Annotated in this window: 12 protein-coding genes and 1 riboswitch; of the genes, 3 read left to right on the top strand and 9 right to left on the bottom strand. The window is 72.7% G+C overall.

The window, feature by feature from the left end; genetic code table 11:
* Positions 1-238 precede the first annotated feature (238 nt).
* Positions 239-1,810 (bottom strand): RNA polymerase sigma factor, encoded by a 1,572-nt coding sequence (locus tag QMF80_RS13020; protein ID WP_283452698.1) that lies wholly within the window; start codon positions 1,808-1,810, stop codon positions 239-241.
* A gap of 213 nt (positions 1,811-2,023) precedes the next feature.
* Positions 2,024-2,788 carry a class I SAM-dependent methyltransferase gene (locus tag QMF80_RS13015; protein ID WP_283452697.1) on the bottom strand — a complete coding sequence of 255 codons (765 nt, stop codon included), beginning with the start codon at positions 2,786-2,788 and terminating at the stop codon, positions 2,024-2,026.
* Between the two features lie 138 nt (positions 2,789-2,926).
* Positions 2,927-3,036: riboswitch (ZMP/ZTP riboswitch) on the top strand.
* A 79-nt stretch (positions 3,037-3,115) separates the two neighbouring features.
* On the opposite strand from QMF80_RS13015, the gene QMF80_RS13010 reads away from it, so the two are divergent.
* Together QMF80_RS13010 and QMF80_RS13005 are read left to right on the top strand one after the other, a co-directional pair.
* The gene (locus QMF80_RS13010) at positions 3,116-3,961 is read left to right on the top strand and encodes a bifunctional 5,10-methylenetetrahydrofolate dehydrogenase/5,10-methenyltetrahydrofolate cyclohydrolase (RefSeq protein WP_283452902.1); all 846 of its coding nucleotides are present in this window, start codon (positions 3,116-3,118) and stop codon (positions 3,959-3,961) included.
* 171 nt (positions 3,962-4,132) lie between these two features.
* Positions 4,133-4,549, top strand: coding sequence for a hypothetical protein (locus QMF80_RS13005; RefSeq protein ID WP_283452695.1), 417 nt, complete (start codon positions 4,133-4,135; stop codon positions 4,547-4,549).
* Here the strand turns inward: QMF80_RS13005 and QMF80_RS13000 are convergent.
* On the bottom strand, positions 4,535-5,347 hold the full coding sequence (locus QMF80_RS13000; protein WP_283452694.1) for a helix-turn-helix domain-containing protein: 813 nt from the start codon (positions 5,345-5,347) through the stop codon (positions 4,535-4,537). The two genes, QMF80_RS13005 and QMF80_RS13000, sit on opposite strands and share 15 nt — an antisense overlap.
* 49 nt (positions 5,348-5,396) lie before the next feature.
* On the bottom strand, positions 5,397-7,211 hold the full coding sequence (locus QMF80_RS12995; RefSeq protein ID WP_283452693.1) for a hydroxysqualene dehydroxylase: 1,815 nt from the start codon (positions 7,209-7,211) through the stop codon (positions 5,397-5,399).
* Positions 7,212-7,395: 184 nt separating this feature from the next.
* Here QMF80_RS12995 and QMF80_RS12990 point away from each other — a divergent pair, with 184 nt between their 5' ends.
* Positions 7,396-7,701 (top strand): 4a-hydroxytetrahydrobiopterin dehydratase, encoded by a 306-nt coding sequence (locus QMF80_RS12990; RefSeq protein WP_283452692.1) that lies wholly within the window; start codon positions 7,396-7,398, stop codon positions 7,699-7,701.
* A gap of 131 nt (positions 7,702-7,832) precedes the next feature.
* Here QMF80_RS12990 and QMF80_RS12985 read toward each other — a convergent pair whose 3' ends face one another.
* The 5 genes from QMF80_RS12985 to QMF80_RS12965 all read right to left on the bottom strand — a co-directional run bounded on the left by QMF80_RS12985 (position 7,833) and on the right by QMF80_RS12965 (position 14,072).
* The gene (locus QMF80_RS12985) at positions 7,833-8,240 is read right to left on the bottom strand and encodes an RICIN domain-containing protein (RefSeq protein WP_283452690.1); all 408 of its coding nucleotides are present in this window, start codon (positions 8,238-8,240) and stop codon (positions 7,833-7,835) included.
* A gap of 8 nt (positions 8,241-8,248) precedes the next feature.
* Positions 8,249-9,091, bottom strand: a complete 843-nt coding sequence (locus tag QMF80_RS12980) for an aldo/keto reductase (RefSeq protein ID WP_283452689.1) — start codon at positions 9,089-9,091, stop codon at positions 8,249-8,251.
* Between the two features lie 127 nt (positions 9,092-9,218).
* Entirely contained in the window at positions 9,219-10,067 is an 849-nt protein-coding gene (locus QMF80_RS12975; protein WP_283452687.1) for an ABC transporter ATP-binding protein, read from the bottom strand.
* Positions 10,064-12,793 carry an ABC transporter permease subunit gene (locus QMF80_RS12970; RefSeq protein ID WP_283452686.1) on the bottom strand — a complete coding sequence of 910 codons (2,730 nt, stop codon included), beginning with the start codon at positions 12,791-12,793 and terminating at the stop codon, positions 10,064-10,066. The genes QMF80_RS12975 and QMF80_RS12970 overlap by 4 nt, the downstream gene beginning before the upstream one ends.
* Before the next feature lie 10 nt (positions 12,794-12,803).
* On the bottom strand, positions 12,804-14,072 hold the full coding sequence (locus QMF80_RS12965) for an ABC transporter substrate-binding protein (protein ID WP_283452685.1): 1,269 nt from the start codon (positions 14,070-14,072) through the stop codon (positions 12,804-12,806).
* Positions 14,073-14,142: the final 70 nt, after the last annotated feature.

The following is a 14,142-nucleotide window of genomic DNA, read 5'->3' as shown; positions in this document are numbered from 1 at the left end:
CGGTGCGCTATCCGCCGTACCGGAGCATGGGGCGACCTGCCCGCCCGTCCACCTGCTGGGCACGGTCGCCGTCTTCGGCCTGGCCGCCCCCGCCGCCGAGGTCCGCGCCCAGACCTGACCGGGAACGCGGAAGCCCGCGGCGTACGGCCGCCCGCGTCGTGTTCCGTGACGCGGGCGGCCGTACGCCGCGGGCTGTCGGCGGACCGGTCCTCCGGCCACCCCGAGCTCTGGTCCCGTTCTAGTCGAGGTAGTCGCGCAGCACCTGCGAGCGCGACGGGTGGCGCAGCTTCGACATGGTCTTGGACTCGATCTGGCGGATGCGCTCACGGGTGACCCCGTACACGCGGCCGATCTCGTCCAGCGTCTTCGGCTGGCCGTCGTTGAGGCCGTACCGCATGGAGACCACGCCCGCCTCGCGCTCCGAGAGCGTGCCCAGGATGGACTGGAGCTGCTCCTGGAGGAAGGTGAAGGAGACCGCGTCGGCCGGGACGACCGCCTCGGAGTCCTCGATGAGGTCACCGAACTCGCTGTCGCCCTCTTCACCCAGCGGGGTGTGCAGGGAGATGGGCTCACGGCCGTACTTCTGGACCTCGATGACCTTCTCGGGGGTCATGTCGAGTTCCTTGCCCAGCTCCTCCGGGGTGGGCTCGCGGCCCAGGTCCTGGAGCATCTGGCGCTGCACGCGGGCGAGCTTGTTGATGATCTCGACCATGTGCACGGGGATGCGGATGGTGCGGGACTGGTCGGCCATCGCGCGGGTGATCGCCTGGCGGATCCACCACGTGGCGTACGTGGAGAACTTGAAGCCCTTGGTGTAGTCGAACTTCTCCACCGCGCGGATCAGACCGACATTGCCCTCCTGGATCAGGTCCAGGAAGAGCATGCCGCGGCCGGTGTAGCGCTTGGCCAGCGAGACCACGAGGCGGAGGTTGGCCTCCAGCAGGTGGTTCTTGGCGCGGCGCCCGTCCTCGACGAGGATCTCCAGCTCGCGCTTGAACGCGGGCTTGTGGTCCTCCTCCTCTTCGAGCTTGTACTCGGAGAAGAGGCCCGCCTCGATGCGCTTGGCGAGTTCGACCTCCTGCTCGGCGTTGAGCAGCGGCACCTTGCCGATGAGCTTGAGGTAGTCCTTGACCGGGTCGGCGGTGGCGCCGGCCACCATGACCGTCTGGGCCGGAGCGTCGTCCTCGTCGTCGTCGGACAGGACGAAGCCCTGGGTGCCGCCGACCTTCGGAGTCTTCTCCTCGTCGTCGTCGGCCAGGTCCTCCGCGGCCCAGTCCTCGCCGATGGGCGCAGGGGTCTCGCCCTCGTCGCCGTCCTTGGCGCCCTTCTTCGTGGCGGCGGTCTTCTTGGTGGCCGTCGCCTTCTTCGCGGCGGTCTTCTTGACCGTCCGCTTCTTCGGCTCGGCGGTGGCCTCGGCCGCCGCCTCCTCCTCGGTCCCGGAGGCCGACGGAGCGGATATCGCCGCCGCGGTGGCGGTGGCCGCGGTCTTGCGCGCGCCGATGGGGCGCGGCGCGGCGGCCTTCTTGGTCACGGTGCGGGCGGGCGCCGCCGCCTTGCGGGCCTTCTTGGCGGGGGCCTTCGCGGCCGGGGCTGCGCTGACGTGCAGCGCGACGCCCTCCTCGTCCAGAACCTGGTTCAGGCTGCGCAGGACCCGCTTCCACTGGTCCACCGGGATGCGGCCGGCCTCGAAGGCCTGGCGCACGTCGTCACCGTCGATGTGACCCTGCTCGCGGCCACGCTCGACGAGCGTGACCAGGGCCTCGGATTCGGCGATCTCCGGAGGGAACGTACGGGACGGGCTGAGCGACACAAGGAGCCTCTCGTTGCGGCAGATATAAGGGCGGGACGGGACATCATCGCGCGAACTCGTGGAACGGGCCCGAGGGGGGTCGTTATTCCGGCGCCGCGCGAGGACACCTGTCGGTTCATCGCATGCCCGAGTCGATTCGTTACGCCATGAATTGAGTGACCTGCGCCACGCTGTGTCCGCGCAACCGATCCGGCGCACATTCGTCCGCCTGTTTCATCGTCCCGGTTTGCGGGCCTCGATGAGAAATCGGGCGGTGTTCGCCACGAACGGGCCTTCGCGTTCGATCTGTTCGTGGAGCTCGCGGAGCCGGTCGCGGTAGTGGTGGACCGTGAATCCGGGCACCATCCAGATGACCTTCCTCAGAAAGTAGATCACGGCTCCGATGTCGTGGAACTCGGTACGCAGCTTTTCCGACCGGAGATCGACGACCTCCAGCCCCGCGGCGGCCGCGGCGGCCACGGCGTCGTCGGGGTGGCGACCGCGCCGGACCTCCTCCGGCTGTGGGCCGAGGAAGTGCTCGACGAGCTCGAAGACGCTCGCCGGCCCGACCTGCTGGGAGAAGTACCCGCCGCCGGGCCGCAGCACCCGCGCGATCTCGTCCCACCAGACGGTCACCGGATGCCTGCTGCTGACCAGGTCGAAGGCCTCGTCCCCGAACGGCAGCGGCGGCTCGTCCGCGTCCGCGACGACCACGGCGCCCAGCGGGTGCAGCAGCCGTGTCGCCTTGTCGACGTTCGGCGGCCAGGACTCGGTGGCCGCGGTCAGCGGCGGCAGGGGGCCCGCTCCGGCGAGCACCTCGCCTCCACCGGTCTGGATGTCCAGAGCCGCCCGTACGCCCGCCAGGCGCTCGCCCAGCAGCCTCTGGTAGCCCCAGGAGGGCCGCTCCTCGGTCGCCCGGCCGTGGAGCCAGGAGAATTCCCACCCGTCCACGGACACGGACGCGGCCTCGGCGACCAGCTGATCGAAATGAGGTGTCATGGGCCGATCGTCCCAGCTCCACGCCCGGTGATTCATTCGTTTCCCCGCCGCCTGCGCGCGCCGCCTGCGCGCGGAGCCAGCTCCAGGCGCGGCCCAGGTCCGCGCCTCGTGGCCCGCCGGGCGTTTCGACTAGAGTGGGCGGCGGGCCGTGACTGGCGCTTGGGTGGATCACCACCGGGGAGCGGCCCGGCGTACCGCCGTACTCCGGCGCACCCGTACGTCGACTGCCGCGCGCCTGGGCGATCCGCGATCCCGCAGCGACGTTCAGGAGACCCCGTGACGACTGCCCAGACCGTTCCCCAGGACCAGGACCGGACCGCCCGCCTGATGGACGGCGCCGGCCTCGCCCGCCGCATCTCGGAGCGGACCGCGCTCCAGGCCGCCGAGCTGACCCGCCGCACCGGTACCGCGCCCTGTCTCGCCACCGTGCTCGTCGGCGAGGACCCCGCGTCCGTGACGTACGTGCGCATGAAGCAGAACCGTTGCGCCAAGGCGGGCATCACCTCCCGCCACGTCGAGCTGCCCGCCTCGACCACCACCGAGGAACTGGTGACCACCCTCACCGCGCTCTCCGTGGACCCCGAGGTCAGCGGCATCCTGCTGCAGCACCCCGTACCGCACCACATCGACGAGCGCGCCGCCTTCGAGGCGATCGCCCCGGGCAAGGACGTCGACGGGGTCACCATGCACTCCTTCGCCGCCATGGGCTTCGGGCTGCCGGGGTTCGTCTCCTGCACCCCGGGCGGCATCATGCGGCTGCTCGCCGAGTACGACGTGGACCTCACCGGCAAGCACGCCGTGGTCGTCGGCCGCAGCGCGATCCTCGGCAAGCCCGCCGGGCTGCTGCTCCTCGGGCAGAACGCCACCGTCACCTACTGCCACTCCCGTACCGAGGACCTCCCCTCGATCGTGCGCCAGGCGGACGTGCTGGTCGCCGCGGTCGGCAAGGCCGAATTCATCCGGGGCGAGGACATCAAGCCGGGCGCGGTGGTCCTGGACGCCGGGTACAGCGGCAACGTCGGCGACGTGCACTTCGAGTCGGCCGCCGCGCGCGCCTCGCTGATCACCCCGGTCCCCGGTGGCGTCGGCCCCATGACCATCGCCGTCCTGCTGGAGCAGACCGTGTGGGCGGCCGGCGCGCACGCCGGGCTGGACCCGGCCGACCTCGGCTGATCCGGGTCCGCGGTCCGGGCCGGGTGCCACGGGTGCGGCATGACCCGCGGGGTAATCGACGGGGCGCCGGGCGGCCGGGAGAGTAGGGGCACCGGATCCCGGACCGCCGCACTGCGGTCCGGGATCAGGCCCCCGACCAGCGCTCTCGACCTCGATGGAGGCTGATCCGTCATGTCCGCAACCCCGTTCTCCCCGGCCGCTCCGGCCGCCGCGCCGCGGGCCGCGCTGCGCCGGCTGCTGGCGCTGGACGCCGTCGTCACCGCCGGGAACGGCCTCGCCTACGCCCTGTTCGCCGGGCCGCTCCAGCGGCTGCTCGGGGTGGGGCGCACCCCGCTGCTCGTGCTCGGCGTCCTGCTGGCCGCCTACGGCGCCGGAGTGGGGTGGCTCGCCTCCCGCCCCCTCCCCGCCGACGCCCTGGTCATGGCCGTCGTCGAGGTCAACTGCGCCTGGGTGGTGCTGAGTACGCTCTCCCTCGCCCTCTGGTTCGAGCCGACCACCGCCGGGCTTGTGTGGATCCCGGCGCAGGCCCTCGTGGTCGCCGCCTTCGCCCTCCTTCAGTGGCGGGAGCGCGGCTCACGGGCCCAGTGAGCGCAGGTACTTCGCCGTCGCCGGGTCGGCCGGGAGCAGCGTCTCGATGGCCAGCTCGGCGACGGTCACGTCCATCGGGGTGTTGAAGGTGGCGATGGACGACACGAACGACAGCAGCTGCCCGTCATGCTCGATCCGCAGCGGCAGGGCGATCGCCGAGACGGCGTCGTCCGCCCCGGCCCCGCCCTCCTCGGCCGGGAAGCGGTCGGTCCCCGGGTGGTCCACCGGGTACGCCGCGACCTCCTCGTACAGCGCTCGCAGCGCGGCCGAGCGGGCCAGGGCGATCTGCCGGTCCATCTGGGCCAGCAGGTGCGCCCGCCACTGCCCGAGGTTGCGGATCCGGGGCGCGAGCCCCTCCGGGTGCAGGGTGATCCGCATGGCGTTCAGCGGGGGTGCCAGCAGGTGTTCCGCCAGCCCGTCCAGCAGCATCGCGATGCCCCGGTTGGCCGCGACCACCGTGTACGTTCCGTCGACGACCAGCGCCGGATAGGGCTCGTAGGCGGTCAGCAGCCGCTCCAGGCCCTCCCGCAGCGCCGCCATCTCCGGCGCGTCCAGCGGGGTGTGCGCGTACCGCGGGGCGTAACCGGCTGCCAGGAGCAGGGCGTTGCGCTCACGGACCGGCACGTCGAGCCGGTCCGCCAGTCGGAGCACCATGTCCTCGCTCGGCCTGGACCTCCCGGTCTCGACGAAACTGATGTGCCGGGCCGAGGAGTCGGCGCGGCCCGCCAGCTCCAGCTGGCTGATGCCGCGCCGCTCCCGCCAGGCGCGGAGCAGGGTTCCCACGGACGTCGTCGTCATAGGCCGACGTTAACCCAGGGCGGCCGGGGCCGGCTCCTGGGATCCGGGCTCACCCCAGGTCGAAGATGTTGGGCAGGCCGAGCCGGTAGCGCCACAGGTCGTCGCGCTTGAAGCCGGCGATCTCCGGCGCCCGGTAGAGCGGCGTGATCGTGCAGCGCGCGGCGCCCGAACCCTCCTGGTCCAGAAGCGCGTTGACGGCGGCCCTGGCCGAGGCGTTGGCGCCCTCCATCGTCGCGAGGTCGATGTCGACCGCCACGAAGTCCCCGCTGACGAAGAGGTTGGGGACGCGGGTCTTCGCGCTCGGCCGGTTGTGGAAGGTGCCGGTGGGGTGGATCAGCAGCTGGTCCTGGTTGGTCGGGTTCGGTGTGCCGAGGCCGTCGACCCCCGGGTCCAGGAACCACGAGTGCAGGGTGGTGTCGGACAGCACCGCCGTGCCCGTGTCGTTGAGCGAGGCCTTCAACTGGGCCCACACCTCACGGGCCACCTCGTCCCGGGTGCACTGTTTGGCGGTCTTCCCGTACAGGATCCCGGGCTTGTCCCACTCCGAGATGTCCACCGACAGGCAGTCCACCGCGGTCCCGTCGCCGTAGTCGGCGGCGAAGTTCCGCGAGGGCCAGTGCTCGGCCTGCTGAATGGCCGTCAGGGACCATGGGGCGTCGATGCAGTTGAGGTGTCCGTGCACGAGCGGCGCCCGCTCGGTGAGGTAGAACTGGATGCCGGTCATCCAGTCCGTCTCCAGCTTGTCGCAGCGCGCCAGCATCGGGTCGGCGGCCCGCAGGGCGGAGCCCCAGGTGCGCCGGGCGTGCTCCACCGGCAGGGCCGAGACGTAGTGGTCGGCGGTGACGGTCTGCCGGGTTCCGGCCGGGTCCAGGACGTCGACCCCGGTGACGGCGCCGTCGGCGTACAGCACCTCCCGTACCGTCCAGCCCATCTTGAACTCCACGCCCAGCAACCGCAGATGGGTCTCCCAGGGGGTGATCCAGGCCTCGTTGGTGGGCAGGTTCAGGATCCGGTCGGGCGGGCCGTCCGCGCCACGCCCCAGCGCGTTGAAGACGAAGGCCTCGCCGAGGGTGCCGACCGTACGGGTGGAGGCCTCCTCGGCCTTGGTCGCCACGATGTTGCGGGTGATCCCGACGGCCAGGATGCGCTGGTACTCGGCCGACATCCGCGCGGCGCGCACGAAGGTCCACCACGGGGTGCGCTCCCAGGTGTCGTTGCGGCGCTCGTCGCAGCTGGTGAGGAAGACCAGGACGCGGTCGACGAAGTACGCCGTCTCGTGGACCGGTAATTTCACCAGGGTCTGCAGGATCCCGGTGAGCGCGCGGCGGATCTCGTCGGGGGTCAGGACGGCGGGCGCGTGGTCCTGCCAGGGGATCGGCGCCCGCAGGTCCTCGCGTCCGGCGGCCCGGGCGAACATCATCTCGGGCGGGGCGACCAGATTGTCCCAGACGCCGTTGGCGTTGCCGGGGAAGGGGATGCGCCGCATCGTGTCGGGCAGGTTGTGGTAGATGCCGGGGATGAAGCGGAACCCGTGCTCCCCGGGCAGCGGCTTGCGGCCGCCGCGCGCGCTGCCGGGTACCTCCATGCTGCGCGCCTTGCCGCCGAGGGCGCGGCGCTCGTACACGGTGACGGCGTACCCGCGCTCGGCCAGCTCGTGCGCGGCGGTCAGCCCGGCCACCCCGCCGCCGAGGACCGCGACCCGGCGGGCCGGAGCCCCCTTCGCCGGGGCCGGAGCCACGGCCGGGGAGGTGGTCGCGGCGGCTGCCGGGGCCGCTGGGCCGAGTGCTCCGGCGGCTGCCGCCGCGCCCGTTCCCCCCGCCGCTGCCGCGATGAACGTACGCCGGGAACTTCCTGTGCGCGTCATGGTGCGCCCCCTCGTCGACCGCCGCATTACCGGCGGTAACAGTCACGTCCGGCGCAGGAGCCTAAGGGCGGCGCGGCGGTCGCGGAAGGCGCGGAAGTACCCGGGCGCACTATGGCGCGAATGGTTCGTACCGGCGCGCTGTGGGAACCTTGACTCCACGTCACCGGGACGAAGGAGCCGACGCATGCCGAGTCAGCCGCTGTCGCAGAAGGAGATCGAGGACCGGTTGCGGGAACTCCCGGGCTGGTCCTTCGAAGACGGCCGGATCATCCGCACCTACCGGCTGGGCACCCATTTCCAGGCGAGCGCCCTGGTCGCCCACATCGCGAGCGTGCAGGAGGAGCTGAACCACCACTCCGACCTGACCCTCGGCTACAACACCGTGCGCCTGTCCGTGAACACCCACAGCGCCGGCGACGCGGTCACCGAGACCGACTTCGAACTCGCCCAGCGGGTCCAGGACCTGGCCCCCGCGCACGGCGCGAGCTGACCGGCCCGCACCTGACGACGTCCCTGCCGTGGACAGGGACGCCGCCCACGAGGCCGGCGGCGACATCGACGCGTACGGGCCGATGCCGGGAGTGGGGCGGTGGCGGACGACGACGGCGGCGACGGACCGGCTCACACCGCTTCCAGCCGCCACCACTGCGTCGGCGCGTCGGTGTCCTGGGCCTGGCGGACGCCGCCGTCCCCGGCCGCTTCCAGCGGGAGCCCGCTGACGCAGGCGACCAGCGAGACCACCCCCGGCGCGTCCACGTGCTCCTCGACCAGCCACTCCTGCGCGCCGAAGGCGTTCGCCCGCCACAGCTGAACGCGGGCGCCGCTCTCGGTCGACGCGTTCGCGACGTCGAGCCGTCTGCCGTTGCGGACGCTCACCACGTGGAAGACCGCGCCGCCGGTGTGCACCGGGGTGACCTCCCACCGCTGGGTGTCCGCCAGCTCCGGCGGCGCATCGGGGGCGACCCGCACCCGGGACGCGCCTTCGGCCTCCAGCAGCAGCCCGTCGGCGACGTTCCGGATGCGGTACACGTCGTGGCTCAGACGTCGAAACCGGCCGGGTCGGGCCCGATCCGCCCGGCCGCGGTGGACAGCGCGTTCAGCGCGGCGAGGTCCTCGGCGTCCAGCTCGAAGCCGAAGACGTCCAGGTTCTCGCGGATGCGGGCGGGGGTGACCGACTTCGGGATCGCGATGTTCCCGAGCTGGAGGTGCCAGCGCAGCACCACCTGGGCGCCGGTACGGCCCTGCTTCGCGGCGATCGCGGCGACAGCAGGGAGGGTCAGCAGATCCTTGCCCTGGCCCAGCGGGGACCAGGCCTCGGTGGCGATCCCGAGGTCGGCGTGGACCGCGCGCAGCTCGGCCTGGTTGAAGAGCGGGTGCAGCTCGACCTGGTTGACGGCCGGGACCAGCGGGCTCTCGGCGGCCAGGCGCTCCAGCTGCGGCTGCCCGAAGTTGGAGACGCCGACCGCCTTGGCGCGGCCGCTCGCGGCGATCTCCTCGAAGGTCTTCCAGATGGCGAGGTAGTCCTCGCGCATCGGGCGCGGCCAGTGGATCAGGTACAGGTCGACGTGGTCCAGCCCGAGCTTGGCGAGCGAGGAGTCGAACTCGCGCAGGACGTTGTCACGGCCCCAGGTCTCGGACGGGCCGTTCCACAGCTTGGTGGTGACGAACAGTTCCTCGCGGGGCAGGCCGGCCGCCGCGATGGCCTTGCCGGTGCCCGCCTCGTTGCCGTAGATCGAGGCGGTGTCGATGCTGCGGTAACCGGCTTCCAGGGCGCTCCCGACGGCCTGCTCGGCCTCGGCGTCCGGAACCTGCCAGACGCCGTAGCCGAGCTGGGGCATGAGCGAGCCGTTGTTGAGCTTGATGGTGGGGACCTGGTTCACGTCTGGTCGTTCCCTCGATCGGTGCGGTGCGGTTCCGTACGGTTTCCGGCATGTTCCGCCGTGTCGTACGACCGGCGACAACCGGCCGTCGTGACGGCGTATTCCCGCCATTCGCACCCGGAACCCCTCAGGCGCCCCCCAGGTACGCCTCCCGGACCAGCGGATCCGCCCGGACCCGCGCCGCCGGGCCCTCGGCCAGCACCGTGCCGAGGTCCAGCACCACCACCCGGGCGCACACCTCCATCACGAACGCCACGTTGTGCTCGACCAGCAGCACCGCGCAGCCCTCCCGCTCGGCCAGCGCGCGCACCACCACCGCCAGCTGCTCCCGCTCCGGCGCCGACATCCCCGAGGCGGGCTCGTCCAGCAGCAGGACCCGGGGCGGATCGGCGACGGCCCGAGCGAGCTCCACCATCCGGGCCCGGCCCACGGGCAGCCCGCCCGCGTACGCCGTCCCCAGCGCCGCGAGCCCGCAGTCGGCCAGCACCCGCGCTCCCCGGGCCCGCCGCTCCCGCTCCCGGCGGCGACGGGTGGGGGAGGCGACCAGGTCGGCGGCGAGGCCACCGCCACCGCCCCGCCACTCCTGCGCGACGAGCAGGTTGTCGGCCACGCTGAGCTGACCGAAGAGCTGCTGGCGCTGGAACGTACGGCGCATCCCGTGCCGGGCCCGCCACACGGGGGAGCGGCGGGTGATGTCCGCCCCGTCGAGCAGCAGCCGCCCCTGGTCGGGGCGCCGGATGCCGGACAGGACGTCGAACAGGGTGGTCTTGCCCGCGCCGTTCGGCCCGATGAGCCCGCACACCTCGCCGGGCCGGATCCCCAGCGAGACCCCCGTCAGCGCCCGGACCCCGCCGAACCGGACGGAGACGTCGTGGGCCTCCAGGACGTACGGGCCTTCGCCCGGGCCCTGGTACGGGGTTTCACCGGGACCCTCGTACGGACCCGGGCCCTCGTACGGGCTTTCGTTCGGCGTCATGTTCCGATCCCCAGGTAGGCCTCGGTGAGCCGGTCCGCCTCCACCTCGGCGCGCGGTCCGCACCAGGAGACCCGGCCCTGGGACAGGTAGGCGACGGTGTCCGCGACCCCGAGGATCTCGGCGGCCTTCTCCTCCACGAGCAGCAGCGCGGTGCCCGCGTCGCGCAGCTCCACGAGCAGGGCGTACACCTCCGCCACCACGCGGGGCGCGAGCCCCAGCGAGGGTTCGTCCGCGATCAGCACCTCGGGCGGGCGCTGGAGCAGCGGCGCGAGGGCGAGCAGCTGCTGCTCGCCGCCGGACAGGGACCCGGCGGCCACCGACCGCCGCTCGCGCAGCCGGGGGAAGCGCGCGTACACGGCGTCCCGGGCGCGGGCGTCGGGGAGGTACAGGGCCAGGTTCTCCTCGATGGTGAGGGAGGGGAAGATCCCGCGGCCCTCGGGAGCGAGCAGCACCCCGTCCCGGGAGCGGCGTACGGGCCCGTCCCGGGTCGCGTCCCGCCCGGCGACGTACACCGCCCCGCCCGAGGTCCCGAGCAGCCCGGCCGCCACCTTGCAGGCGGTGCTCTTCCCGGCCCCGTTGGGCCCGAGCACGGCGAGGATCTCCCCGCGCCGCACCGTGAGGTCCACCCCGTGCAGCACGCTCCCCCCGCCGTAGCCGGCCCGCACCCCGCGCAACTCCAGCGCGGGCACCTCCAGCCCCCGGGGCACCTCCAGCCCCTCCGGCGTTTGCGGAGCGGGGTCCGGGGCGGAGCCCCGCTTCCCGGCCCCGCCGGCCCCGCCCGCACTCGGCACGCCCGCACTCGGCCCGCCCCGGCCCGCCGCCAGGCGCCAGGCCGCCACCCGCCCAGGAACCCCGGCGCAGTACCCGTCCGGATCGTTGGCCAGGGCCACCCCCGCCAGCCCGAACAGGATCACCGGCAGGTACCCGGACGCGGTCACGTGGTCCGCCAGCACCCGCGGCGCGACCGCGTACACCAGCCCGGCCACCACCGCGTACTGCGGCCTGCGGACCCCGGCCGCCACCACCACCGCCAGCCACACCAGCCCGGTCAGGGCGGTGAAGTCGGTCGCCGTGATCCGGGTGTTGTACGAGGCGTACAGCACGCCCCCGAACCCGGCCAGCCCCGCCGACAGCGTGAACAGCAGCAGCTTCGTGCGCAGGACGGACACCCCCGAGGCCACGGCCGCCTCGGGGGAGGACCGTACGGCGAGCATCGCCCGCCCCGACGGGGAGTTCCGCAGCGCGCTCAGCCCGGCCGCCACCAGAGCCACCAGCACCACCAGCGCGACCCCCATCGCCCGGTCGTCGGAGAGGTCCACCGGCCCCAGCACGGGGCGCGGCACGGACCACCCGGAGTCCCCGTTGCGCAGCCACGGCAGCTGGAACAGCACCTGGTCGGCCAGGAACGCCAGCGCGAGGGTGGCCAGCGCCAGCGAGCGCCCGCCGAGCCGCAGCGCGGGCAGCGCGACGAGCGCGCCCAGCACGGCGGCCGTACAGGTGCCGACGGCGAGGGCCGCGACGAAGGGCCACCCGTGGCTCATCAGCAGCCCCGCGACCAGCGCCGCGCCCGTCACGAAGGTGGCCTGGGCCAGCGAGACCATCGCGCCGAGGCCCGTCACCACGGTGAAGGACATGAACACCAGCGCGATCGCCAGCCCTTGGGCGAGCAGCCCGCTCCAGAAGGGGGTGGTCACGGTGTACAGGGCCACGCACAGCAGCGCCGCGCCCACCGCCCACACGCCCCAGCGCCGCCGCCACGGAGCCCCCTCCAGGTGGTCCCGGGGCGGGGCCTCCGAGGCGGCGGTGCCCGCCGCCCGGGCCCGCCGGGTGAGGACCAGCAGCCCGGCGAAGAGGATGAGGAACGGCACGGCCGTGCGAAAGCCGGTGATCCGGTCGGTGAATGCGGCGTAACCGGCGACCAGGTTCTGCAGTACGCCGAGCCCCAGCCCGCCCGCGAAGGCGAGCGGTACCGAGACGAACCGCCCGATCACCGCGGCCGTCGCGGACACGAACAGGAACAGGGTGAAGTCGTGCGCGGACAGCCCGAGCAGGGGAGTGGCCAGCACCCCGGCGAGCCCGGCCAGTCCCGAGGCGATCATCCAGGCGGCCGACGAGAGCCGGTCGGCGCTGATCCCGCGCAGTTCGGTCAGCGAGCGGTTGTCGACGGACGCCCGCAGCCGCAGGCCGAGCCGGGTGCGCCGCATCAGCACCCACAGGGCGACTGCCACGACGGCGGTCACCACCCAGGTGATCAGCTGGTCGGAGTCGACGCCGACCCCGTCGACCGGCTCCCAGGACGTCGCGGGGCTGGGTCCCACCCCCGGCAGCCCGAACTGGTTCTCGGCGGGCACCACGGGGACGCCCGCGTCCGCGAGCAGGCCCACCACCCACAGCCCGGCGGCGGGCAGCGCGACGAGCAGCCCGATGGTGGCGACGATCTGCGCGCTCTCGCCGACCCGGGCGAGCCGCCGGAACATCAGCCGGTCCAGCCCCAAGCCGAGGCCGGGGGCGAGCACGAGGACGACGAGCAGCGCCGCCGGGACGGCGGGCCAGCCCAGGCCCGAGTGCAGCTCGTAGAAGGTGAGCGCGCAGAGGTAGGCGGTGGCCCCGTGCGCGAAGTTGAAGAGCCCGGAGGCCGAGTAGGACAGCACCAGCCCGGTGGCCAGCAGCGCGTACAGGGCCCCGGAGACCAGACCGCTCAGTACGAAGACGAGCAGATCGACCATGCCGGCGCCCCTACTTGAAGGGGATGGGCTGGTAGCACTTGAACGGTACGGAGACCTCGTACGCCCCGTTCTTGAGCTGGACGAGCGCCCCGCAGCCGAAACTGTTCTTCTGCCCCTGGGGCTCGGCCCGGTCGCCGACCAGGGTCCCGGTGTCGGAGAAGCTCTGCGCGGCGCGCTGGAAGGAGTCCACGGTCAGCTCCCGGCCCGCCTTCCGCGCGATCGACACGAAGAGGTCGGCCGACATGTAACCGGTCAACATGTGCATGTTGAGCGGGACTTCCTTGCCGCCCGAGGCCGCCTTGATGTCGGCCTTGAACCGCGCCATCTTCGCGTCCGGCGACTCGAAGGGCTCGAACTGGAGCAGGACGTGCACCCCGTCGAGGGCCTGCTTGGTCGTGTCCTTGGCGAGCAGCCCGGGGTCGTAGTCGGTCGGGTCGGACAGCAGCCCCTGGTAGCCGGCGCGCTTGAGCGCGCTGAACAGGCCGATGTTGTTGGGGGTCTGCATCACCGAGACGACGGCGTCGGGTGCCTTGCCGCCGTTGGCGGAGAGGAGGTCCTTCACGTACGCCGACCAGTCGCTCGGCACGGCCGTGCCCGGCACGCTCGACTTGGCGTAGGAGACGGTGAACCCGGCGCTGGCGAAGCCCTGCGAGAAGGTCCGCACCCCGAACTTGCCCGCGTCGCTGTCATTGGCGATGACCGCGACCGACCTGCCCTTCGCCCCGCCCAGCACCTGGGCGATGCCCTCGGGCCAGGTCTGGTTGAGGGTGCCGCCGGGGGTGGGGACCAGGCAGCCGTTGAACCCGTAGATGTACTTCGGCCCGCAGAAGGCGGGGGTGGTGCCCCAGCCGAAGGTGGGCACCCGCTGCTGGTCCAGGAAGTCGGCGCCGGAGAAGGTCACCGAACTCATCGGGGAGACCGCGAACACCTTGTCCTGCTGGACGAGTTTGCGGGCCGCCGCCAGGTTCTTGGCGGGGTCCTGGCCGTCGTCCTCCGCGCCCAGGTAGTCGATCACGCGGCCGTTGATCCCGCCCTCGGCGTTGGCGCGCTGGTAGCGGGCTCTGGCCCCCAGGTCGGTGTCCTTCTTGCTGTAACCGCTGGCCGAGGTCATCGAGACGATGCCGCCGACCTTGACCGAGGTGTCGCTCACCCCGCGGATGGCACCGGCCGCGGCGCTCGCGCCGGAGGGGGAGGAGGAGGTCTTGGCGGCGGAGTTGCAGGCGCAGACGAGCGCGAGGGCCGCCGCGGCGGCGGCGAGGGTGCGGATCGGACGCAGCATGAAGGAGTCCCCTCCGGTCGGAATCCCCGCATTCTGTGCGTCACCTGACGAGCCGTCAATATCAATGACA

It is taken from the genome of Streptomyces sp. G-G2 (assembly GCF_030063135.1).
Taxonomy (GTDB): domain Bacteria; phylum Actinomycetota; class Actinomycetes; order Streptomycetales; family Streptomycetaceae; genus Streptomyces.
The sequence above is the reverse complement of the archived record's forward strand: the minus strand, read 5'-3'. Positions and strand labels throughout refer to the sequence as shown.

Coding starts and splice junctions, on each gene's coding strand:
- QMF80_RS12995 (WP_283452693.1), bottom strand. CDS start 7,211: ATGACGCGCACAGGAAGTTCCCGGCGTACGTTCATCGCGGCAGCGGCG.
- QMF80_RS12970 (WP_283452686.1), bottom strand. CDS start 12,793: ATGGTCGATCTGCTCGTCTTCGTACTGAGCGGTCTGGTCTCCGGGGCC.
- QMF80_RS13010 (WP_283452902.1), top strand. CDS start 3,116: ATGGACGGCGCCGGCCTCGCCCGCCGCATCTCGGAGCGGACCGCGCTC.
- QMF80_RS13005 (WP_283452695.1), top strand. CDS start 4,133: ATGTCCGCAACCCCGTTCTCCCCGGCCGCTCCGGCCGCCGCGCCGCGG.
- QMF80_RS13015 (WP_283452697.1), bottom strand. CDS start 2,788: ATGACACCTCATTTCGATCAGCTGGTCGCCGAGGCCGCGTCCGTGTCC.
- QMF80_RS12975 (WP_283452687.1), bottom strand. CDS start 10,067: ATGACGCCGAACGAAAGCCCGTACGAGGGCCCGGGTCCGTACGAGGGT.
- QMF80_RS12990 (WP_283452692.1), top strand. CDS start 7,396: ATGCCGAGTCAGCCGCTGTCGCAGAAGGAGATCGAGGACCGGTTGCGG.
- QMF80_RS12965 (WP_283452685.1), bottom strand. CDS start 14,072: ATGCTGCGTCCGATCCGCACCCTCGCCGCCGCCGCGGCGGCCCTCGCG.
- QMF80_RS13000 (WP_283452694.1), bottom strand. CDS start 5,347: ATGACGACGACGTCCGTGGGAACCCTGCTCCGCGCCTGGCGGGAGCGG.